Origin of the sequence: Nocardiopsis oceanisediminis (assembly GCF_048595525.1) — a bacterium.
Classification (GTDB): domain Bacteria; phylum Actinomycetota; class Actinomycetes; order Streptosporangiales; family Streptosporangiaceae; genus Nocardiopsis_A; species Nocardiopsis_A oceanisediminis.
Genome location: NZ_JAFMZJ010000001.1, coordinates 6,557,006 through 6,578,970 on the forward strand (window position 1 = coordinate 6,557,006; position 21,965 = coordinate 6,578,970).

A 21,965-nucleotide genomic window follows, 5' to 3' on the forward strand; every position below is an offset into this window, starting at 1 on the left:
TGCCCTCCGGCCCCGCACCGGTGCGCGCGGCCGGGCCCGCGCCGCCCTCCCCGGCTCCGGGCTTCCCCACGACGGGCGGGTCCTGCTCTCCGCAGGACGGGCCGGCGGAGGCGGCCGTCCGCCCGGTTCCCTCTGCTCCGTGCTCCCCTCCACTGCCCTGCGACGGGCCCGCGGCGCCGGCGTCCGCCGGGCCGACGCGGCCGGGGCGCTCCCCGGCGGGCGGTTCGGATCCGGGCTCCGCCCCGGCTCCGGGCGGCTCGGGAACCGCGCCGGTGCGCACCGCCGCGGTCGCCCGGTCAGGCCGGCCGCCGACCGGGGGCACGACCCCGGGGGCCGCTCCCGGGCCGGACGGCCGCCCGGTCTCGGCGGCGCCCTCTCCGGAGGGGTCCTCGGCGCCCGGCGCCTCTCCGCTCGCGGGCGCCTCCGGGGCCGCGCCGCTGCGTGTCTCCGGGTCCGCGGCCTCCGGGCCCTCGGGGGCCCCTGGGGCGTCCTGGCCGGGCCCGGTCCCGGACGGCGGCGCGGGCTGCGGCGGGGGTCCCTCCGGTGCGGGCGGGGACGCGGGGCGCGGTTCCTCCGCGGAGGCGCCGGACCGCTCGGGCGGGCTGGCCGCGGGGCGGCTCCGGGTGTCGTCGGGTTCGGTCACGCTCACAGTCCTGTGGAGAAGGTCTCGCTGCGGGCGGCGAGGCGGTCGCGGAGGCCGACCGCGGTGTCCAGGTCGAGGCCGGGGATGCGGGTGTCCGCGGTGGTCGCCGCGGTGCGCACCCGGACCGTGGCGATGCCCAGCGCCTGCTCCAGCAGGTTCGCCGTCACGTCCACCACCTGCATCCGCCCGTAGGGGACGACGACCAGCTGGCGGACGGCCAGGCCGTAGGTGAGGCAGAGGTCGGTGCGCCCCTCCGCGTAGCCCCAGGAGCGGCGGACCCGGCCCGCGGTGAACCAGGCGGCCGGCACCGAGGCGAGTGCGAGCGCGGCCGCGGCCAGCGCCCACACCGGCCCCAGCCAGACCCAGCACAGCGCGCTCAGCGGCACCCCCGCTACGACGGCCACGGCGATGCCGGTGAACCGCAGGTAGTGGTCGAGCGCCGGGGAGACCCGGACCCACGACCCCCCGTCGGGCGGCGCGAAGGCCGCCTCCACCGTGCCGGGCGCCGGCCCGGCCCGCACGGCGTCGGGCTGCGCGGACGGCTCCGGACCGGGCGGCGCCTCTCCGCCCCGCCCGGTCCCCTCGCCCTGCTGCTCCGGAGCGGCGGCCCCGTCGGTGCCCGCACGGCCCTCCGGGGGCGCTCCCCCGTCGGCCCCGGGCTCCGCGGCGCGGTGCTCTGCGTCAGACGCGGCGTATTCCACGATTCCAGTCAATCATCCCCGGGCGCCCTGCGTCGGAACGCGCCCGCGCGCCGCGTCCCAGGGCACCGCCCGGAGCCCGGTCCCGGCGGGACGTGAACCCGGCCCGCGGCACCGGATCCGCGCGGGAGGGGACGCCCGGGATTCGCAGACCGCGCGAGGGTCCGCCCCGCACCGCCCGGCCGGACCGCTCACCGGGCGGCCCCCGCTCCGCGGAGGTTCAGAGGGCTCAAAGGGCTCAGAGACTGTTGGGTATGCGGCTGGTCGCCCGAAGTGTCCGGCCGCGGGTCGGCAGAGGCGGGGATCAGAGGCTCGAGGTCGCCGCGGCCGCCGCGGGCCACGCGCCGCCGTCCCGCTTCCCCGTTGATCTTGGAGTTGCGGGGGTATCAGGGCGCCCTGATACCCCCGCAACTCCAAGATCAACGGCCCCTGCGAGGCGGTCCGCTGCCGAGCACTCCAGGCGACCACCCGCATACCCAACACTCCCTCAGCCAGACGGGAACCACCGCCCTCCGCTCCCGCCGGGGACACCCGGAGCCCGCAGACCGCGCGAGGCCGCCGCGCACCGCCCGGCCGAAGCGCTCTCTCCCGAGCGGCAGGCCCGGCCGGCCCCTCCGGGAGGCGGGGGCCATCGGACGGGGGCCGCCCCTCCGCTGCGGCGGGGCGGCCGGTTCCGGTCACCGGGCGGTGCGCCGCTCCGGCCCTCCCGGGACCGGGCCGGCGCGGGGTCCGGGTTCAGGCCGGGCCGGGGCCGTTCTCGCCGTCCTCGTCGTCGGGGACGCGGCAGGACCATTCCAGGAGGTAGGCGGCGATCAGCAGGACGGCCGCCGCGGCCAGGCTGCCGGTCGCGACGGTGAAGTCCTGCCGGGGCAGCGGGGCGGTCAGCCGGCCGGCCAGGAAGAGCGCGGTGCCGGCGAAGGCGCCGCCGGCGAAGGCCGCGACCAGGATGCTCGCCTTGGCCAGGGCGACCAGGCGGGCGGCGCTGAGCGGCTCGACCGGCTCGGTGCCCGGGGCGCGGCGGATCCGGCGGCGGGTGTGGAAGGCCGCGATCCCCTCGCCCGCGGCGAGCAGCAGCAGGGTCGGGATCGCCGTCCAGGGCAGCGGCGGGATCCCGCCGTAGACCTGCCCCACCAGCAGGTAGCAGAGGGCCCCGGCGACGGCCGCGACGGCCAGCGGCACCCGCCAGCCGCTCGGCCGCATCCGGCCCTCGGTCTCCTCGTTCGCCATCGCCGCGCTCCTCTCAGCCGGCGCTGCCCGGCGCGTGCAGCTCCAGGTCGTCGCGGCGCCGCACGCCCTGGTCGCCGAGGGCGCGGAGCAGGTCGGCCACGGGCCCGCGGCCCGGCAGGACCGCCCCCGGGTCGGCCTCGGACCACGGGCGCAGCACGAACTCGCGCCGGTGGGCGCGGGGGTGCGGCAGGGTGAGGTCCGGGTCGTCGCTGATCTCCCCGCCCAGCGCGATCACGTCCACGTCCAGGGTGCGCGGCCCCCAGCGGACCTCGCGCACCCGGTGGAAGTCCTGCTCGGTGCGCTGGGTGAGGGCGAGCAGCTCCCCGGGCTCCAGGGAGCAGTCGGCCACCGCCACCGCGTTGAGGTAGCGGCCCTGCTCCGGGCCGCCGACCGGCTCCGTCTCGTAGACCGGGGAGATCGCGACCGGCCGCAGCCCGGTGCCGGCGCCGAACAGCGCGTCGACCGCGCCCTGCAGCACCGCCATCCGGTCCCCGATGTTGCCGCCCAGCGCCAGCACGGCGCGCCGGGTGCCCGCGGGGCCCATCAGCGGGACCGCACGATCGTCACGGAGACGTCGTCGAACTCGTGCGGGATCGGCGCGCCGGGCTTGTGCACGGTCACCTGGGCGCGGCGGACCCCGCGCTCGGCCAGGCAGACCCCGGCCAGCCGCTCGGCGAGCCTCTCCAGCAGGTTCACCGGCTCCCCGGTGACCACCTCCACCAGGCGGGAGGCGAGCTCGCCGTAGTGCACCGTGTCGGCGACGTCGTCGCTGGCGGCGGCGGGCGCGGTGTCCACGTCGAGGACGGCGTCCACCGTGAAGTACTGCCCGTCGCGGCGCTCCTCGGCGAAGACCCCGTGGTAGCCGTAGGCCCGCAGCCCGCGCAGGGCGATCCGGTCGCCCCGCAGGTCCGTCCCGATGTCGGTGGTCATGCCTCGGCCGCGCTCCCCTGCTCGTCTTCCTCGTCCTCGTCGGGCATCACCGGGGAGGCGTGGTGCGACCACATCCTCCACCCCGCAGCAGTGTGCACGAACATGTTGGTGGTGACGACCTGGCCCCCCGCGATGAAGCCGGGGCTGTCGTCCTCCGCGGTGAGGACGTTCTCCTCGCAGGTCACCATCGCCACGTCGCCGCTGACCCCGATGTGGGTGTCGGTGAGGACGTACTGGATGTAGGGCACGTTCGCCATGATCAGCGCCCAGGCGCGGAGGATCTCCGCGCGGCCGCGCAGCAGCGGCCAGCCGGGGTTGACGCAGACCAGGTCCGGGGCGTCGTCCTCCTCGGCCCACACCCGGTGCATCGCGTCGATGTCGCCGTTCTCGATGGCCCCGTAGAACTGCGCGTTGGCCTCCGCCACGCGCTCCATGACCTCCTGGCGGGACCTCACAGGCCGCTCCGGGGCTCGGTGGGGGCGGCGCCGTTCTCCAGGGAGCCGACCGGCTCGCCGCGGCCGGCCTTCAGGGAGGCCCCGCCGTCCTGCCAGGCGGCGGCCACCCGGACCGCGTCGGCGTTGGGCCGCACGTCGTGCACGCGGACCGCCCAGGCGCCGGCGGCGGCGGACAGGGTGGTCAGGGCCAGGGTCGCGTCGTCGGATTCGGTGAAGGGGCGGTCGGCGCCGTGCTCGTCGGCGAGGAGCCGTCCGAGGAAGCGCTTGCGTGAGCCGGCGATCAGCAATGGGCGTCCCAGATCGTCGAAGCGGTCGAGGTGCGCGAGGAGCCGCCAGTTGTGCGCGTGCTCGGGCCTCTTGGCGAACCCGAGTCCGGGGTCGAGCACGATCTGGCCGGGGTCCACGCCCTCGCCGACCACGGACTCCATGCGCATGCGCAGTTCGTCGTGGACCTCTCCGGCGACGTCGGCGTAGACCGCGCGCTTCTCCATGTCGTTACTGTGCCCGCGCCAGTGCATGAGTACGTAGGCGACCCCGGTATCGGCCACCATCCGGGCCATGGACGGGTCGGCCAGTCCGCCGCTGACGTCGTTGACGAGCACCGCTCCCGCCTGGACGGCCTGGTCGGCGACGCGGGAGCGCATGGTGTCGATACTGACCGGGACGCCCTGCCGGGCGAGCTCCCGCACCACCGGGACGGTGCGGCGCAGCTCCTCCTCCTCGGGGACCCGCTGCGCGCCGGGGCGGGTGGACTCCCCGCCGACGTCGACCAGGTCGGCGCCGTCCGCGGCGAGGCGCAGGCCGTGCTCGACCGCGCGGCCGCGGTCGAACCACTCCCCTCCGTCGGAGAAGGAGTCCGGGGTGACGTTGACCACCCCCATGACCAGGCACCGCCCCTTGGCGGGGAGGCCGGGCAGATCGCAATGCGGTGACACCATGCCGTCAACCCTATGAGAGAGACGCCCCCGGCGTCGCATCGGCGCTGGATGTCGTCGCGACGCGCGAGCGCCCGCGCCGTCGGGGACGGCGCGGGCGCTCGGTGCCCATGGCCCCGGTCAGCCGCGGCCGAGGATGAGGCTCATCGCCTCGGCCCGGGTCCGGTCCCGGTTGCGGAAGTCGCCGCGCACCGCGGAGGTGACCGTCTTCGCGCCGGGCTTGCGCACCCCGCGCATGGTCATGCAGAGGTGCTCGGCCTCGATCACCACGATGACGCCGCGCGGCTCCAGGTGGGTCATGACCGCGTCGGCCACCTGGGAGGTGAGCCGCTCCTGGACCTGCGGGCGGCGGGCGAACACGTCGACCAGCCGGGCCAGCTTGGACAGCCCGGTGATCTGCCCCTTGGCGTTGGGGATGTAGCCGACGTGCGCGCTGCCGTAGAACGGCACCAGGTGGTGCTCGCAGGTGGAGTACAGCTCGATGTCCTTGACCAGCACCATCTCCTCGTGCTGGGCCTCGAACACCGTGGTGAGCACGTCCTCGGGCGTCTGCTGCAGACCGCTGAACTGCTCGGCGTAGGCGCGGGCCACCCGGGCCGGGGTGTCCTGCAGCCCGTCCCGGTCGGGGTCCTCCCCGACGGCCAGGAGGATCTCCCGGACCGCCTTTTCGATCCGCGCCTGGTCGACACCGGTCTCCGGCGCCTCCTCGGGGATCAACGGGACTCCTCTCCGCGGTCGCCGTCCGCGCCCTGCCCGTCGGCGTCCGGCTCCGCGTCCGGCGCCTGCTGCCCGGCGTGCTCGCCGGTGTAGCCGCTGCGGCCGTTGGCGGAGGCCAGGCCCTCCACGTCCTTCGGGCCGATCAGCGCCAGCTCCTTGGGCGTCTTGACCGGCGGCTGGGTGGACGGCTGGCGCTTGCCGTAGCCGGTGAACGAGCCGCGGGAGGCCCGCTTGCGCACCGGGGCGAAGATCTCCAGCACCTGCTCCTTGGAGAGGGTCTCCTTGTCCAGCAGGTGCAGCACCAGGTCGTCGAGGACCTCCCGGTACTCGACCAGGACCTCGTAGGCCTCGTCGTGCGCGGACTCGATGAGGCGGCGGACCTCCTCGTCGATGAGCGAGGCGATCTCCTCGGAGTACTCGCGGGCGTGCGACATCTCGCGGCCCAGGAACGGCTCGGTGTTGCCGGAGCCGAACTTGCGGGCGCCCAGCCGCTCGCTCATCCCGTACTCGGTGACCATGTTGCGGGCCAGCGTGGTGGCCTTGTCGATGTCGTTGCTCGCACCGGTGGTGGGCTCGTGGAAGACCAGCTCCTCGGCGGCGCGGCCGCCGAGCATCATGGCGAGCTGGTCCATCATCTCCGAGCGCGAGGTGAGGAACTTGTCCTCGGTCGGCAGGGACATGGTGTAGCCCAGCGCGCGGCCGCGCGGCAGGATGGTGATCTTGTGCACCGGGTCGGCGTTGGGCAGTGCGTGCCCGACCAGTGCGTGCCCGCCCTCGTGGTAGGCGATGACCTTCTTCTCCGCGTCGCTCATCACCCGGGTCTTGCGCTCCGGGCCCGCCATGACGCGGTCGATGGCCTCCTCCAGGGTGGCCATGTCGATCTGGCTCCGGCCCCCGCGGGCGGAGAGCAGCGCGCCCTCGTTGACCACGTTCTGCAGGTCGGCGCCGGTCATGCCGGGGGTGCGGCGGGCGACCACGTCCAGGTCGACGTCGTCGGCCATCGGCTTGCCCTTGGCGTGCACCTTGAGGATGCCCTTGCGGCCCTCCATGTCGGGGCGGTCGACCACGATCTGGCGGTCGAACCGGCCCGGGCGGAGCAGCGCCGGGTCCAGGATGTCCGGGCGGTTGGTGGCGGCGATCAGGATGACCCCGGTCTTCACGTCGAAGCCGTCCATCTCGACCAGCATCTGGTTGAGCGTCTGCTCGCGCTCGTCGTGGCCGCCGCCCATGCCGGCGCCGCGGTGCCGGCCCACGGCGTCGATCTCGTCGATGAAGATGATCGCCGGGGCGTTCGCCTTGGCCTGCTCGAACAGGTCGCGCACCCGGGAGGCGCCGACGCCGACGAACATCTCCACGAAGTCGGAGCCGGAGATGGAGTAGAAGGGCACCCCGGCCTCGCCGGCGACGGCCCGGGCGAGCAGCGTCTTACCGGTTCCGGGCGGGCCGAACAGCAGCACGCCCTTGGGGATCTTGGCGCCCATCGCCTGGAACTTCGACGGGGTCTGCAGGAAGTCCTTGATCTCCTGCAGCTCCTCGATGGCCTCATCGGCCCCGGCGACGTCGGCGAAGGTGGCCTTGGGCGTGTCCTTGCTGATCAGCTTCGCCTTGGACTTGCCGAAGTTCATCACCCGGGAGCCGCCGCCCTGCATCTGGTTCATGATGAACAGGAAGATGGCGATGATGATGATCAGCGGGAGGAAGCTGAACAGGAGCGAGGCGAAGATGCTCTCCTGCGGCACCTCGACGTCGTAGGACGAGAGGTTGCCGTCCTGCTCCAGCTCGGCGAGCTTGGAGGCGATCTGGTCGCCCTGCCCCTCGACCCAGTAGGCCTCGTAGACCTTGCCGTCGGTCGTGGTCAGCTCGATCCGCTGTTCCTTGTCGACCAGCTTGGCGTTGTCGACCTGGTCCTTCTCGATGACCTCCAGGGCCTTCGAGGTGTCGACCTTTTCCGGGCCGGAGCCGCCGCCGAGGCCGGTGAACTGGAAAACGGCGAAGAGTATGAGACCGATGGCCAGAATCCACAGCCACGGCCCGCGGTACAAGCGCTTGAGATTCATCTATACGGAACCCCGCTGGGTCCGTCCCTCCTGACCAGGCGGCCTCTGCCCCGACACGGCATTGCGGGCACCGGGCCGGAAACGGGACCTATCGGACACGTAATTCCCCATATTGATGCCGGGATAATCGACGGTACACCCCGCTTCTCACCGGCCGCACTGGCCAGTCCGGGCGCGGTGCTCGGCACCGGACCGTCAAGAGGGCAACGCCTCCGCCGCCCCCGATTGTTCCCGGTGCCCCGATCCCCCGTCAGGCGTGGACGTGCGGCGCGAGCGTGCCGATGAACGGCAGGTTCCGGTACTTCTCCGCGTAGTCCAGGCCGTACCCGACGATGAACTCGTTGGGCAGGTCGAACCCGATGTACTTGACGTCCAGGTCGACGTCGAAGGCCAGCGGCTTGCGCACCATCGTGCACACCTCCACCGACGCCGGGCCGCGCGACCGCAGGTTGCCCACCAGCCAGGAGAGGGTCAGCCCGGAGTCGATCACGTCCTCCACGATGAGCACGTGCCGGTCCTTGAGGTCGGCGTCCAGGTCCTTGAGGATCCGCACGACCCCCGAGGACGTGGTGCCCGCGCCGTAGGACGACACCGCCATCCAGTCCATCTCCGCCGGGTGGTGAAGCTCCCGGGCGAGGTCGGCCATGACCATGACCGCCCCCTTCAGAACCCCGACGAGCAGCAGGTCCTTCCCGGCGTAGCCGGCGTCGATCTCCGCCGCCAGCTCCCGCAGGCGGGCTTTGATCTGCTCCTCGGTGACCAGGACCTTCTCCAGGTCGTCACCCATGTCCTTGGCGTCCACGCTTCTCGGCCCTCGCTGCTCGGCTCGCGATCCATCGGAACCCAACCAGGATAAAGGCGCCGGAACCCCCCGCGGCGCCCCCGACATCCGCGGTGACCACCGCGGACGCGCGCGGTCGCGCTCGGTGACCGCCCGCCCCGCGATGATCTTGGAGTTGCGGGGCCATCAGAGCGCTCTGATACCCCCGCAACTCCAAGACCATCGGAAACGGGGACGGGGCGCGGAGGCGCGTGGAGGCGTCAGCGGCCGATCCGCACCGCGCCGTCCTCGCGCCGGCCGCGCAGGCCGCCCGGCAGGTCGACGTGGGCCTGCCCGCGCCACTCGGTGACCAGGCGCTCCAGCTCGGCGACGTGCCCCGCGTTCAGTGCGCCCGCCGGGGCCCCCGCGTCCAGCGCGGCGCGGCGCAGCACCCGGGTGCGCACCGCGCGCGGCAGCCCGGCCAGCGCCCCGGCGTCCAGCAGGCCCGGCCCCAGCGCGGCCGCCCCGGCGGCCCGCTCGGCCCACCCGTCCAGCGCGTCGGCGTCGTCGCGGAGCAGCCCCGCGGTGCGGGCCAGCGCCTCGGCGACGCCGGGGCCGAGCACCCGCTCCAGGGCGGGCAGCGCCTCGTGCCGGACCCGGGACCGGGCGTAGGCCGGGTCGGTGTTGTGCGGGTCCTCCCAGTGCTCCAGCCCCATCGCCGCGCACGCCGCGCGGACCCGGTCCCGCCCCAGGCCCAGGAAGGGGCGGAGGTAGCGGCCGGAGCGCGGGGCCATCCCGGAGAGCGAGCGGGCCCCGGAGCCGCGGGCCAGCCCGAGCAGGACCGTCTCCGCCTGGTCGTCCCTGGTGTGCCCGAGCAGCACCGCGGCGGCGCCCAGCAGGTCGGCCCGGGCGTCCAGCGCGGCGTAGCGGGCGGTCCGGGCCGCCGCCTCCGGGCCGCCGGAGCGGCCCACCTCGACGGCGACCGGCACCGCGGGCTCCAGGCCGAGTCCGCGCATCGCGGCGGCGGTCCGCTCGGCGCGCTCCGCGGACCCCGGCTGCAGTCCGTGGTCGACGGTGACCCCGCCGGCCCGCAGGCCCATCCGGGGCGCGGCGAACGCCGCCGCGCCGGCCAGCGCCAGCGAGTCGGCGCCGCCGCTGCACGCGACCAGGACCAGGGAGCCGGCGGGCAGGCCGGACAGCGCCCGGCGCACCGCCCGCCGGACGTCGGCGACCGGCGGCGGCGGACCGGTCACGCGCCCTCTGCGGTGCCCCGCGGCGGGGTGTCGTCCGTACCGTCCGCGGCGTCCTCCGGCGGAGCGGCCCCGCCGTCGTCCGCCGCCGGGGCCGCGCTCTCCGATGCCGGAGCGGCGCCGTCCGATGCCGGAGCGCTCCCGCCCCCCTCGACCGCGGTGTCTGCCGCGCCCGGGGCGAGGGCGGCCGGGCGGACCACCCGGGCGATCCAGGCGTCGGGGTCGCGGATCTCGGCGAGGGTGGGCAGGGTCTCCGGGGACTCCCAGACCCGGTTGAAGTCGGCCATGCCGACCTGGGCGACGACCGTGCGGACGAACGCCGCGCCCTCCTCGTACTGCTTCATCTTGAGGTCGAGGCCGAGCAGCTGCCGGATGACCCGGTCGATCCGGTTGGCCCCCTCGCGGCGGCGCTGGAACCGGCGGCGGATCTCCGCGACCGAGGGCACCACCTCGGGGCCGACCGCGTCCATCACGTAGTCGCCGTGCCCCTCGGCGAGCGACATGACCGCGGTGATGCGGTCCATGATCTCGCTCTGCTCCTCGCTCTGGAAGGCCTGCAGCAGGCTGCCCTCGCCGCCCCGGACCACCTCGGCGACGGCCTCCCCGGCGGCGCGCAGCCGGTCCAGGAACGCGGCGGCGTCCATCTCGGAGGAGAGCAGCATCTCCTGCATGAGCCCCTGCACGTGGCCGCGGAGCCAGGTGCTGGAGCTGAACTGCATCCGGTGCGTCTCCTCGTGCAGGCAGACCCAGAGCCGGAAGTCCCGCGGGTCCACGTCGAGCTCGCGCTCGGCCTGCACGATGTTGGGCGCCACCAGGGTGAGCCGGCCGGTCGGCGCGTTGCCGTCCGGGTCCGGCGGCAGGAAGAGCTCGTACTGGCCGAGCACCCGCCCCGCGAGGTAGGAGAGGACCGCGCCCAGCTGCGCACCGGTGATGCGCGAGCCGACCGCGGTGGTGATGGACCCGGCGGCGCCGGCGCCCGCGGCGATCCGCTTGGCCCCGAGCCGGTCCAGGATGGGCTCCAGGACCACGCGGAACCCGTCCACGTTGGACCTGATCCAGCCGGGGCGGTCGACGATGACCGCCGGTCCGGCCGGTTCGAGGAGGGTCATTCCGGTGAAGTCCTGCACGTGCCCCTGGGCGGTCACCGACAGCTCTCGCAGCTGGGCGACGGCCTGCCGGGCATCGGCCAGGTCCACCTGGGGGCCGGGGCGCGCGAGGCGGATCCCGGTGTTGACGGCTACGTCCCAGTCGATCACAGTCACGCCCTCACCGTACCCACGCGTACCCCGCCGGAGGCGGGACCGCGCCGATTTTCCGGGTTTCCTCAGGGTTCGTCAGGGTCCCGGGGGCGGGCCGGGCGCGGCGGCGCGCCGGAACCGCCGCTCCGGCCGGGGTCAGGCGCAGCCGCAGCCGGCGACCTCGGCGGCCAGGGTGTCCAGCAGCGCCCCGGTGGCGGCCTCGTCGTTGGCCATGAAGACGAAGTCCAGCAGCCGCCCGTCGGCGTCGCGGACGGTGCCGGCGAGGGTGCTCACCCCGTTCAGCGTGCCGGTCTTGGCCCGGACCACACCGGCGCCCTGCCCGGAGTCCCCGTCCGGGCCGTACCGGTAGGCGAGGGTGCCGGTGAAGTGGGCGGTGGGCAGGCCGCTGATGGTGAAGCTCCGGTCCGGGTGCTCCGGGTCGCCCGCCAGCCGCAGCATCGTGCCCAGGGCCCGCGGCGAGATGCGGTTCTTCACCGACAGCCCGCTGCCGTCCTCCACGTGGACGTCCTCCACGCCGAGCCGGCCGAGCACCGCCTGCATGGCCGCGGCGCCGCCGGCGAAGGACGGCTCCTCGCCCTCGGCCAGGGCGACCTGGCGGGCCAGGGCCTCGGCGATGTTGTTGTCGCTGGCCAGCATCATCCACTCGACCAGCGCGGACATCGGGGAGGAGGCGACCGTGGCGACCCGCTCGGCCCCGTCCGGGGCCTCCTTCGGCTCCGGGTCGCCCTCGACCCGCACGCCCTCGTCGCGGAGCAGGCCGGCGAAGGCCTCCGCGGCGGTGCGCGGCGGGTCGCCCACCCGCTCGCTGTAGTTCTCGTCCTTGTTCACCCGGCCGCCGTCGAGCATGAGGGCGTGCACCGGGGCGACGCTGCCCTCGTGGACGTAGTTCTCCTTCCACCCGGGGCCGGTGTCCGGGCCGGGGTAGAGCGAGTCGTCGTAGCCCAGCTCGACGGAGTCCACGCCGGCCTGCTCCAGGGCCGCGGCGGTCCGCTCGGCGAGCAGGGCCAGCGTCGCGGGGACCGGGTAGTCGTCCGGGCCGGACTCGGCGGTCAGCGTCGGGTCGCCGCCGCCGACCAGGATCAGCCGGCCGTCGCCGTCCAGCACGGCGTCGGTGTGCAGCCGCTTCTCCGGGCCCGTGGACTCCAGAACGGCCAGCGCGGTGGCGATCTTGGTGGTCGAGGCGGGGGTGAACGCCTTGTCCGCGTCCCGCTCGTAGAGCGGCTCGCCCGTCGTGCCGTCCGCCACATACCCGGAGAGCCCGTCACCGAGACCGGTGTCCGACATGCGATCATCGAGCTGATCCGCCAGGCGGTCGGGGTCGATCGGCTTCGCGTCCGGAAGCTCCGCCTCAGCCTTCTCCTCAGCGAGCGCGACAGGATAAGGCAGGGGCTCCCCGGGGCGGGACTCGATCACGTCCAGCGAGGTGAAGCCCGCCGCCAGCACGAATATGTTGAGCATGGCCAAGGCCAGGAGCATCCGGACCCGTTTCGTCCGCACCCCGCCACCCGCCTTCCTCCTGGCTCTGCCACAGCGAGACTTTTGCAGATGAAGCGACACTAGTCGTCGTAAGGGAAGCCGAGAACAGCATGGAATTCGACGTCACCATCGAGATCCCCAAGGGCGAGCGCAACAAGTATGAGATGGATCACGAGACGGGCCGGATCCGTCTCGACCGCATGCTGTTCACCTCGACCAGTTACCCCGCAGACTACGGCTTCATCGAGGGGACCCTCGGTGACGACGGCGACCCGCTGGACGCCCTGGTCCTGCTCAAGCAGCCGACCTTCCCGGGCTGCCTGATCCGCTGCCGCGCCATCGGCATGTTCCGGATGCGCGACGAGGCCGGCGGCGACGACAAGCTGCTCTGCGTGCCCGCCACGGACCCGCGCATGGAGCACCTCCGTGACATTCACCACGTGAACGAGTTCGAGCGGCTGGAGATCGAGCACTTCTTCACCGTCTACAAGGACCTGGAGCCCGGCAAGTCGGTCGAGGGCGCCACCTGGGGCGGTCGGCACGACGCCGAGCAGGAGGTCATCGCCTCGGTGAAGCGCGCCGAGGAGGCGGGCGTGCACGGCGACCGCTCGCACATCTCCCTGGGCGGCGAGGAGTAAGGCCGGCCCCGGATCCCGGCGGGGCCCGGTGCGCACGCGGCGCACCGGGCCCCGCCGCGTTCCGCCCCGCCGCTCCGGCGGCCGCACCGCTCATCCGGTCCGCCCGGTTCAGCGGTGCAGCGAGACCGAGGGCAGGCCGCTCCAGGAGGACGGTTCCTGCTGCGGTCCGGTCCTGGTGAAGACGTAGACCGCCAGCATCACCAGGAGCAGCGCGCAGGCCGCGACGGCCGCCGCGGGCAGCAGCGTGCGGAGCAGGCCGGGCCGGCCGCGCTCCGGGGCGGGCAGCGGGAAGCCGTCCCGGTCGAAGCCGGCGGCCCGGTCCGCGACGTGCTCCCGGTGCCCCTCCAGGTCGGGGCCGACCAGCCCGCTGAGCACCCGCAGCCTGACCCCGACCGGGCACTTCTCCGGGGCGCGCGCCTCCGGCCCGCAGGGCTGCGGGGCGGCCGCGGCCCGGTCGCCCGCGGCCGCGCCCCGGCCGGTTCCGTCCGGCGGCAGGTGGTATTCGCACTCGGCTCGGGCGATGGCCGCGAGCCACTCCCGCAGGCGGCCGGAATCGGCCAGGCGGTGGATGTGCGCGCCGGCGACGATGAAGGTGTCGCGCAGGACGGCCTGGGCTTTGTCGGGATCGCCGAGCCGGCGCAGGCAGAGGCGGTAGAGCTCGTCGCCGTAGGCGTCGTAGAGGCGTTCGTAGGCCAGAGTCGGGCACGGGCGGCTGGATCGCAGGGCGAGGGCAAGGTCCCGGTCCATCATGTGACAAGAATCTACGGTCATCGGGTGAGGAACGGGAGTCTTTCCCCGAAATACACCGCGAACGCCCGTCTTGCACTCACTTCACACGCTTCGGGCGTGGCGCGATTCCGGATCGACGGCCCCGACCCGGCCTCCGCCCGGCTTCCGGGACGATCCCCCTCCTGCTCCCGGTACCGCCCCTCCGACCTGCCGTTCCCATCCCGAGGATGCACGTCGCGGAACCGCCCCCGCCCGCCGCCGATCCGCTCGCCCCGGCACCGGAACCCGCACCGCCGGGCGAGCGGAGAGCGGGCACGCGGCCCGGCCGGTGCGGGCCGGACCCCGCCGAGGGGCACCGGCGCTCGGCGGGCGGAGGCCGGTGTTCCGTTCAGCGCGGGGCGAGGGCCCGCCGGGCCGCCGCGGTCAGCGCGTCCACCTCGGCGGGCGCCAGCACCTCCGGGCGGTCCAGGATGAACCGGAGCACCGCGCGGGGGCGGGCGATCACCGCCCGGTCGGCGCGCATCACCGGCTCGGGCAGGCGCCCGGAGGCCACGATCACCGGGACGACCACGGGCTCCGGCAGCCCCCGGGCGCGCGCGGTCCTGGCCAGCGCCCGCTCCACCCGGGCGGCCGCCGCCGCGATCCGGTCCACCACCCGCTCGGCCGGGCGGTCGCCGATCCGCCACCCGCCCTCCGCGCGCGACACCGCGTTCCGGGCGGCCCGGCTCTCCAGCAGGAACGCCCCGCCCGGACCGATCAGCACGTGCCGGCCGGCCGGATCGGCGGCCAAGCGGTAGCCGTGCCGCTGGAGTGCGCGCAGCAGCCGCCCCCGCCCCCAGGGGGCCGGGAGGTGCGCGGCGGAGCCGCCGAGGAGCAGGTGGCTGACCACCACCAGCCCGGCCACCAGCAGTCCGGCCCGCCAGTTGAGGAAGCCGGCGGCCATCACCCCGGCCGCCGCGGCGACCGCGGCGCGGACCGCGAACCGCACCACGGCTCCGGCGCGCCCCTCCCCGAGCGCACCGGTCCCCCTCCCGGCGGCATCACCGGGACGGATCGGCCCTCCGTCCGCCAACGCGCACCGCACTTTCGCTTGTTTCGGTCACGCCAACCCACCCGCGATCTCCTTCATGGCATCACCGAAACGCGGCACCCCGCAACGGCTTCAGCGGAAAACCGGTGGTTCTCCCAGGGGGGCACGAGCGGCCCTCCCGGCGGCCATCCCTCCCATTTCCATCCCGACCTGGACCGATAACCCGCACTGACGGTCACCTCCCGGTCCCCTCCCCTGCCTTCCGCCCTCTCCCGACACGCCGGGCGGCCGCGGCCGCCGCCCGGCCGCACGCCCCCGGTGCCGCCCCCTCGTGTCCGTCCGCCCACCCCGCGCGCCCGTGAGCAGCGCTTCGGGCGGACCTCCGGGGAGCCCGGCGGCCCCGGGCCGGAGCCGTTCCGCCCGCTCTCGGACACCGCCGCCCCCGGCCCCCGGCGGGCGCCCCCGCGCCCGGGGCGGCGGACCGGGCGGCCCGACCGCGAGCGGCCGCCTCGATCGTCGATGGGAGAAGCCCGCCCCGGGCGATGGTCTCGGCGTTGCGGGGCCATCGGCGGAAGGGGGAGGGCGCGGGGTGTTCTTCTGCGCCCGCCGCCCTTTCCCGCCAACGATCCCGGCCCGGGGCGGCGGACGAAGCACGCCCCCGCGCCTCCGCCGGCCCGGCGCCCCCGTCGGTGCGGGCGGAATGCCGGGAAGGCCGGGGATGCGGCCGGGCACGTGACGCAGGCGACTCCCCGGTTCCCCCGAACTCCTTGACAGGGCGGCCCGGCGTTGGTGTCCTTGACCCCATGCACCCGCGTACGCAGCCGATTCGACCGGTCATGGCCGGCCGCGCCTCCGCGGCCCTTCGCCGTATGGCCGCCGTGTCGTGTCCGCAGCCGTGTACGCGCCCTTCGTGTTGCTGAGCGCGCGTTCTCTCCCGCAGTGACGCCTGAGCATTCCGCTCTTCTCCCGCGCTGACCGCCGTGTCCGCCGGCCGACGCCGGCGCCCGGTCCCGCGCATCCGTCGGAGGCCGCCGAGGCCGCTCCCGGCCCGTTCCCGCGCCCGCGGCCGTGCCGCCTCCGTCCCGCAGCCCGCACACGTCGGATCCAAGGACTCGCACCGGTGTCGAACCGAACCACCGCCTCCGCCCTCCGCTCCCCGGCCGCCCGGCACGCTCCGCAGCAGGCCGAGCGCGCCCCGCAGCCCGACCTCGACCCCTCCGGCCTGGACGGGATCGGCGACATCGTGGACGCCGGGCGCCCTTCCGGCTACGCCCATCTGGCCGCCGCCCCGCGCACCGCGCCCACCGCGGGGCGGCTGGCCGCCGCCGCGGCCGCCGCGGCCGACGCGCTCGCCCGGACCCCCGCGGCCGCGGACCGCTCCGGGCGCTGGCGCCCCGCACCGCGCCCGGCCCGGCGCGGCGCCGCCGGCCGGATGCGGATCAGCGGCGCGACCCTGGCGCCCGACGGCTCCACCGCGCTCCCCCCGGCCCCTTCCGGCTCGGCGACCGCGCTCCGCCTGGTCTCCGGCCGCGCCCACGTGCTCTCCGCCGGCCCCGGCGGCGAGCTCCGCTCGGTCCGCGAGCTACTTCCCGGACGGACCCTGCTGCTCGCCGCGGGCACCGGGAACTGGCTGGTCAACACCGGTGACGGCACGGCGGTGGCGGTCCGCGCCACCGCCTGACCCGGGAGCGGCGCCCGTGCCACCACCGGGACCCCGGCTCTCCGGACGGCCCCGGTCCCCGTTCCGTCCGGCTCGGGCGCCCTGCGGCGCGGCGGCGCCGCCCGCGCGGACGGGGGCGCCCCTCCGCCGGCCCCGCCTTCTCGCGTGCGGCCCGATCGGTCGCGGCGATGGGGCCGTGCGAGCGGGACAGGGACGGCTCCCACTCCGGCCGCCCGCGATGGCCCGGGAGGCGGGACCCCCTGTCCCGTACCTTCTCCCACACCGCTGATCAGGATCCGCGGACCATCACCGTGCGGGGCGGGGACGGGCGGGAGGAGCCGCGCCCCGTACCCCGGACCGCCGGGAGGAGCGCCCTGAGCGCCCGGGCCGGATTCGACATCGCCCAGGACTTCCCCTGGCCGGCCGCCGTCGACGACCGCGGCGGCCTCACCACCGGCATCGACGTCATGGGCGGCATCGCCCGGCTGCTCCAGGCCGTCCCGGCCGAGGCCGGCCTGGACTGCGTGCACGTGCCCGGCCCGGCCGTCGACCGGGCACGGCGCGCCACCCGGGGCGGGGAGAACAGGTCCGACCCCCGCGACGCCCGGGTCATCGCCGAGCAGGCCATGCTCCGCGCCGGCGAACTGCGGCCCGTCGAGGTGCCTGAGGAGCTCCAGGTCGAGATCCGGCTGCTGGTCGGCCACCGCCGCGGGCCTGGTCACCGACGCCACCCGCCGCGCCACGCGGCTCCGCGGCCTGCCGGCGGGCATCCGCCCCGGCCTGGTCCTGCCGACCCGTCCGCCGGCAGGTCAGAAATCGGCCGCTGCGGCGCGGCCGCCGCGGGCCTGGGAGCGGAGCGCCCCGTCGACCGCCTCGACCTCGCGGAGCAGGGCCGACAGCCGCCGCCCCTCCTCCATGTAGGCCTGCATCACCTGGTCCAGCGCGTGCGGGGCGAGGTGGTCGCGCAGGTCGACCCGGGCGGTGCGGTAGCCCTCGCGAGCGGCCTCCAGGCAGGCGGCGACGTGCCGCACGGCGAGCCGGGAGAGCGCCACCGGATGGCGGCGGAGCACGCCGTGCAGCCGGTAGTCGGCGGGGACGTGGTCGAACAGCCACGTCGCGGCGGTCTCTTCGAAGGACTCCGTTCCCGGCGGGTGGACGCCCGCCGGCCATTCCGCGGGCACGTGCTGGTCGGGCATGCTCCGAAGCATACCCGACCGGCTAGAACACGTGTTCGACCGGCCCCGGCGGTCAGCCGCCGGCGCCCTTGGCCTCCTCGGACTCCTCCGCCTTCCGGCGCTCCTCCAGCGCGACCCTGATCGCGTACTCGGCCGCGTCCACGGCGGCCCGCGCGGTGATGGCGTTGGTGTGCGACCGCTCCAGGTCGTCCAGCGCGATGCAGTCGAACGACACCCGCGCGTCGTGGATCGCCGCTTCGAGCTGGCGCTGCGCTTCCTCCAGGCTCATTCGCCACTCCCCTTCCCAGAGACGACAGGCCGTCGCGGGGCGCGCCCCGCGCTCCCCTGCTCCCTACCCGCCGTTCCGGGCCCCATGTTTCCCTCGGCGCACTGCGGCCCCACCCCGCCCTCTTCCCCGGGGGCCCGGGGGTCAGGTGCGCAGGCCGATGGTGGCGCTGGCCCGGCGGCGGTCGGTCGGCCGCCACGGCATCGGCACCAGGCCGTCGAGGAACTCGTAGTCGGCGCCCAGGCCGGCCCGGCCCGCCTCGGCCCTGGTCCGCACCCACCACGAGGCGATGTCGGCCCAGCCGGGGGCGGCCAGCGACCCGCCGGTGTGCTGCACCGACAGCGCCGCGCACAGGTTCGCGAAGCGCAGCCGCCGGCTCAGCGGCCAGCCGGCCAGGGTGCCCACGATGAACGCCGCGCCGAACACGTCGCCGGCGCCGGTGGTGTCCACCGCCTCCAGCACCACGCCCTCCGCCTCCGCGCTCTCCCCGGTGAGCTGGTCCACCGCGATGGCGCCGCGCGGACCGTCGGTGACCACCGCGATCGGCACCCGCTCGGCCAGCACGGACAGCGCCGAGGCGGGGCTGCCGGTACGGGTGTAGGACATCGCCTCGATGGCGTTGGGCATGAAGGCGTGGCAGTGGCCGAGCCGCTCCAGCACCGCCCCGGACCAGGTCTCGCTGTCGTCCCAGCCGACGTCGGCGAAGAGCTTCGCACCGCCCTCGGCCTGGCGCACCGCCCACTCCGGCATCGGCTGGTCCGGGTGCAGGCCGATGAAGGCCGCCCGGGCCTGCGGCAGCTTCGCCGCCAGGCCGTCCAGCGGCTCCGGCGGCGGGTGCTCGTGGGTGACCATCTCCCGGTCGCCCTTCCAGGCGAGCGAGACGGTGAACGGCGAGTGCCAGTCCGGGAAGCGCCGGGACGCCGACAGGTCCACCATCTCCTGGCGCTCCAGCGTCTCCCAGGAGAAGTCTCCGTAGACGTCCTCGCCGAAGGCCGCGGCGACCGCGGTGCGCAGCCCCAGCCGGGACGCGGCCACCGCCATGTTCGCCACCCCTCCCGGGCAGGACCCCATCCCGTCCGCGCCGACCTCGGTGCCGGGCGCCGGCGGCGCGGCCAGCCCGGTGAGCACGATGTCGAAGAAGACCGTGCCGCTGAGGGCGAGGTCGACCGCGGGACCGCCGCAGCCCTCCCCGGCGCGCTCCTCTGCGAGTACGTCCGCGGGCTCCCCGACCAGTGGCGCGGACTCCAGCGCGCGCGTCCGGTCCTCCATCAGCGTCCTCCTCCCCCTGGCCGGCCTGCGGCCGTCCGCCGCGCCCCCCGTACCGGGTGCGTCCTTGAAGGCTACGCAACCGCCTCTGAACCCGCCCGCCCGTCACCCACCCCCACCCTCAACCGAAGCCCTCCGGGCCCCCTCTCTCCGCCCGTCACCCACCCCCACCCTCAACCGAAGCCCTCCGGGCCCCCTCTCTCCGCCCGTCACCCACCCCCACCCTCAACCGAGACCCTCCGGGCCCCGCCCCCTACGCCTCTCCCCCCCTTGAACGAGACCCTCCAGGCCACCGGTCCGCCCGCCGGGCCCGCGAGTAGCGTGGGAGCCGGCGGAGCGGAAGGCGGCCGGAAAGGGCGGGCGTGATGCGGCTGACGATCCTCGGCGGGGGCGGGTTCCGGGTGCCGCTGGTGCACCGGGCGCTGCTGGACGACGCGGCCCGGGGCGACGCGGTCATCGACGAGCTGGTGCTGCACGACACCGACCCGTCCCGGGTGCGCGCGATCGAGGCGGTGCTGGCCGCGCAGGCGGAGCGGTCCCCCGCGGTGCTGCCGGTCCGCGCCGAGCCGGACCGGCGCACCGCGCTGCGCGGGGCCGGGATGGTCTTCTCCGCGATGCGGGTCGGCGGCCTGCCCGGCCGGGCGCTCGACGAGCGGGTGGCGCTGGAGGCCGGCGTCATCGGCCAGGAGACGGTCGGCGCCGGCGGGATCTCCTACGGGCTGCGCACCCTGCCGGTCGCGCTGGCCGCGGCCCGGGACATCGCCGAGGCCGCGCCGGAGGCCTGGACGGTCAACTTCACCAACCCCGCCGGGATGGTCACCGAGGCGATGGCCGGCGTGCTGGGCGAGCGGGTGCTCGGCATCTGCGACTCCCCGGTGGGGCTGGGCCGGCGCGCCGCGCGCGCCCTCGGCCTGGACCCGGCGCGGGTCCGGGTGGACTACGCGGGCCTGAACCACCTGGGCTGGCTGCGCGGGCTGCACGCGGACGGCCGGGACCGGCTGCCCGGCCTGCTCGCCGACGACGGGGCGCTGGCCTCGTTCGAGGAGGGGCGGCTGTTCGGCGCCGAGTGGCTGCGCGCGATCGGCGCGCTGCCCAACGAGTACCTGCACTACTACTACATGTCCCGGGAGGCGCTGGCCGCCGCCGGCCGGGCGGAGCGGACCCGCGGCGAGCAGATCATCGGGCAGCAGGCCGGGTTCTACGCCGGGGCCGCCGCGGACCCGGCCGGCGCCGGGGAGCTGTGGGAGCGGGCCCGGCTGGCCCGCGAGGAGAGCTACATGGCGGACAACCGGAGCGCCGCGGGCGGGTTCCGGCGCGACGCCGCCGACCTGGCCGGGGGCGGCTACGAGGAGGTCGCGCTGGCGGTGATGCGCGCCATCGCCCGGGACGAGCCGGCCCGGCTGATCGTGAACACCGCCGGCCGCGGGGCACTGCCCGGGATCGACCCCGGCGCGGTGGTCGAGCTGCCCTGCACGGTGGACGCCTCCGGTGCCCGACCGGAGCCGGCCGCGCCGCTCGCCCCGCACCAGGCCGCCCTGGTGCTGGCGGTCAAGTCGGTGGAGCGCGACGTGATCGAGGCGGTGCGCACCGGTTCGCGGACCGCGGCGCTGCGCGCGCTGGGCACCCACCCGCTGGTCGGCTCGGTGCCGACCGCGCGGGTCCTGCTGGCGGAATATCTCAAGGCGTTCCCGGAGCTGGAGCAGGTGCTGCCGCATCAGTGAGCGGCCGCAGCGACGACGAGGAGTGGGCATGGACGACGTGCTGGTCAGGACGGAGCTGGAGACCGGGGAGGCGGAGCGGGTGCTCGCGCTCGCCGAGGAGGCCCGCGCGCTGGACGGCGCCGAGGCGCTCTCCGAGCAGACCCTGCTGCGGGTCCGGCACGGCTCCGAGGGCGGCACGGCCCGCTTCCACCTGCGCTACGAGGAGGGGGTGCTGGCCGGGTTCGCCCTCGCCGAGCGGTCCGAGGGCGAGCCGGACTCGGCGGAGCTGGTGGTGGCACCGGGTCGGCGCCGCCGCGGGCACGGCACCGCGCTGGTCCGCTCGCTGCTGCGCGACGCGAGCGTGCCGGCGCCCGGGGAGGGGTCCGCCGGGGGAGCGCCCGGGCTGCGGGTGTGGGCGCACGGGCGGCTGCCGGCCGCCGCGGGCATGGCCGAGGCGCTGGGCTGGCGCCGGGTGCGCGGGCTGCTGAAGATGCGGATGGCGCTGCGCGGCGCGGACGGCGCCCCGGTGGAGCTGCCCGAGGCGGCCCCGTCGGCGAAGGTCGCCGAGGCGCTCTCGGTGCGCGCCTTCCGGGTCGGCGCGGACGAGGAGGCCTGGCTGCGGGCCAACGCCGCGGCCTTCGCCGACCACCCGGAGCAGGGCGGGGTGACCCTCTCCGACCTGCGGCAGCGCCAGGCCGAGCCGTGGTTCGACCCGGAGGGCTTCTTCGTCGCCGAGGAGCGCGGCGGCGCGCTGGCCGGGTTCCACTGGACCAAGGTGCACGCCGACGGCGCCGGCCTGACCGACGGGGAGCCGGTGGGCGAGGTCTACGTGGTGGGCGTGCACCCGTCCTGGCAGGGCACCGGCCTGGGCCGGCTGCTCACCCTGGCCGGCGTCCGGCACCTGCGCGACCGGGGCCTGCCCTGGGTGCTGCTCTACGTCGACGAGGAGAACCGCCCCGCGGTCCGGCTCTACGAGTCCCTCGGCTTCGAGGTCTGGGACGGCGACGTGATGTACGCCCCGACCGCCTGAGGTCGTTGATGGGAGATTCCGCCCCAGAGCGATGATCTTGACGT

20 protein-coding genes and 2 pseudogenes are annotated in these 21,965 nt (G+C 75.7%); 5 read left to right on the forward strand and 17 right to left on the reverse strand.

The features are described 5' to 3' along the window. Positions 1-645: 645 nt before the first annotated feature. From J0910_RS28635 to dacB, 12 genes and pseudogenes are all read right to left on the reverse strand, one after another. Positions 646-1,344 (reverse strand): PH domain-containing protein, encoded by a 699-nt coding sequence (locus J0910_RS28635; RefSeq protein WP_420161620.1) that lies wholly within the window; start codon positions 1,342-1,344, stop codon positions 646-648. A 732-nt stretch (positions 1,345-2,076) separates the two neighbouring features. Then, the gene (locus J0910_RS28640) at positions 2,077-2,568 is read right to left on the reverse strand and encodes a DUF3180 domain-containing protein (protein WP_420161621.1); all 492 of its coding nucleotides are present in this window, start codon (positions 2,566-2,568) and stop codon (positions 2,077-2,079) included. 13 nt (positions 2,569-2,581) lie between these two features. Then, entirely contained in the window at positions 2,582-3,112 is a 531-nt protein-coding gene (gene folK, locus J0910_RS28645) for a 2-amino-4-hydroxy-6-hydroxymethyldihydropteridine diphosphokinase (protein ID WP_420161622.1), read from the reverse strand. Continuing rightward, positions 3,112-3,498: a dihydroneopterin aldolase gene (folB, locus tag J0910_RS28650; protein ID WP_420161623.1), complete on the reverse strand. Its 387-nt coding sequence runs from the start codon at positions 3,496-3,498 to the stop codon at positions 3,112-3,114. The genes folK and folB overlap by 1 nt, the downstream gene beginning before the upstream one ends. After that, positions 3,495-3,953: a nuclear transport factor 2 family protein gene (locus J0910_RS28655; protein ID WP_026120307.1), complete on the reverse strand. Its 459-nt coding sequence runs from the start codon at positions 3,951-3,953 to the stop codon at positions 3,495-3,497. Before J0910_RS28655 ends, folB begins: the two co-directional genes overlap by 4 nt. Continuing rightward, complete coding sequence (folP, locus tag J0910_RS28660; RefSeq protein WP_420161624.1) at positions 3,950-4,891, reverse strand: dihydropteroate synthase; 942 nt, start codon at positions 4,889-4,891, stop codon at positions 3,950-3,952. The genes J0910_RS28655 and folP overlap by 4 nt, the downstream gene beginning before the upstream one ends. Positions 4,892-5,008: 117 nt before the next feature. Further along, positions 5,009-5,605, reverse strand: a complete 597-nt coding sequence (folE, locus tag J0910_RS28665) for a GTP cyclohydrolase I FolE (protein ID WP_420161625.1) — start codon at positions 5,603-5,605, stop codon at positions 5,009-5,011. Next, a complete protein-coding gene (ftsH, locus tag J0910_RS28670; RefSeq protein ID WP_420161626.1) occupies positions 5,602-7,662 on the reverse strand; it encodes an ATP-dependent zinc metalloprotease FtsH in 2,061 nt (686 codons plus the stop codon). The genes folE and ftsH overlap by 4 nt, the downstream gene beginning before the upstream one ends. A gap of 250 nt (positions 7,663-7,912) precedes the next feature. Further along, complete coding sequence (gene hpt / locus J0910_RS28675) at positions 7,913-8,464, reverse strand: hypoxanthine phosphoribosyltransferase (RefSeq protein ID WP_420161627.1); 552 nt, start codon at positions 8,462-8,464, stop codon at positions 7,913-7,915. A gap of 239 nt (positions 8,465-8,703) precedes the next feature. Continuing rightward, positions 8,704-9,675 (reverse strand): tRNA lysidine(34) synthetase TilS, encoded by a 972-nt coding sequence (tilS, locus tag J0910_RS28680; protein WP_420161628.1) that lies wholly within the window; start codon positions 9,673-9,675, stop codon positions 8,704-8,706. A 176-nt stretch (positions 9,676-9,851) separates the two neighbouring features. Continuing rightward, positions 9,852-10,928: pseudogene (locus tag J0910_RS28685) on the reverse strand (zinc-dependent metalloprotease); the annotation flags it as partial. Positions 10,929-11,066: 138 nt separating this feature from the next. Then, complete coding sequence (dacB, locus tag J0910_RS28690; RefSeq protein ID WP_420162116.1) at positions 11,067-12,407, reverse strand: D-alanyl-D-alanine carboxypeptidase/D-alanyl-D-alanine endopeptidase; 1,341 nt, start codon at positions 12,405-12,407, stop codon at positions 11,067-11,069. A 110-nt stretch (positions 12,408-12,517) separates the two neighbouring features. On the opposite strand from dacB, the gene J0910_RS28695 reads away from it, so the two are divergent. Further along, the gene (locus J0910_RS28695; protein WP_017593230.1) at positions 12,518-13,045 is read left to right on the forward strand and encodes an inorganic diphosphatase; all 528 of its coding nucleotides are present in this window, start codon (positions 12,518-12,520) and stop codon (positions 13,043-13,045) included. A gap of 108 nt (positions 13,046-13,153) precedes the next feature. On the opposite strand, the gene J0910_RS28700 is transcribed toward J0910_RS28695, so the two are convergent. After that, positions 13,154-13,795, reverse strand: a complete 642-nt coding sequence (locus tag J0910_RS28700; protein ID WP_420161629.1) for an RNA polymerase sigma factor — start codon at positions 13,793-13,795, stop codon at positions 13,154-13,156. Positions 13,796-14,162: 367 nt separating this feature from the next. Then, a complete protein-coding gene (locus tag J0910_RS28705; protein WP_420161630.1) occupies positions 14,163-14,765 on the reverse strand; it encodes a hypothetical protein in 603 nt (200 codons plus the stop codon). A gap of 1,159 nt (positions 14,766-15,924) precedes the next feature. On the opposite strand from J0910_RS28705, the gene J0910_RS28710 reads away from it, so the two are divergent. Further along, positions 15,925-16,485: a hypothetical protein gene (locus tag J0910_RS28710; RefSeq protein WP_420161631.1), complete on the forward strand. Its 561-nt coding sequence runs from the start codon at positions 15,925-15,927 to the stop codon at positions 16,483-16,485. Positions 16,486-16,652: 167 nt separating this feature from the next. After that, positions 16,653-17,162: pseudogene (locus tag J0910_RS28715) on the forward strand (IS110 family transposase); the annotation flags it as partial. 111 nt (positions 17,163-17,273) lie between these two features. Here the strand turns inward: J0910_RS28715 and J0910_RS28720 are convergent. The 3 genes from J0910_RS28720 to J0910_RS28730 form a co-directional block, all read right to left on the reverse strand. Then, on the reverse strand, positions 17,274-17,660 hold the full coding sequence (locus J0910_RS28720; protein WP_420161632.1) for a hypothetical protein: 387 nt from the start codon (positions 17,658-17,660) through the stop codon (positions 17,274-17,276). 52 nt (positions 17,661-17,712) lie between these two features. Then, entirely contained in the window at positions 17,713-17,928 is a 216-nt protein-coding gene (locus tag J0910_RS28725) for a hypothetical protein (RefSeq protein WP_420161633.1), read from the reverse strand. Between the two features lie 141 nt (positions 17,929-18,069). Next, the gene (locus J0910_RS28730) at positions 18,070-19,194 is read right to left on the reverse strand and encodes a carbohydrate kinase family protein (protein ID WP_420161634.1); all 1,125 of its coding nucleotides are present in this window, start codon (positions 19,192-19,194) and stop codon (positions 18,070-18,072) included. 362 nt (positions 19,195-19,556) lie between these two features. Here J0910_RS28730 and J0910_RS28735 point away from each other — a divergent pair, with 362 nt between their 5' ends. After that, positions 19,557-20,912, forward strand: a complete 1,356-nt coding sequence (locus J0910_RS28735; protein ID WP_420161635.1) for a 6-phospho-beta-glucosidase — start codon at positions 19,557-19,559, stop codon at positions 20,910-20,912. A 28-nt stretch (positions 20,913-20,940) separates the two neighbouring features. Further along, positions 20,941-21,921: a mycothiol synthase gene (mshD, locus tag J0910_RS28740; RefSeq protein ID WP_420161636.1), complete on the forward strand. Its 981-nt coding sequence runs from the start codon at positions 20,941-20,943 to the stop codon at positions 21,919-21,921. Positions 21,922-21,965 lie beyond the last annotated feature (44 nt).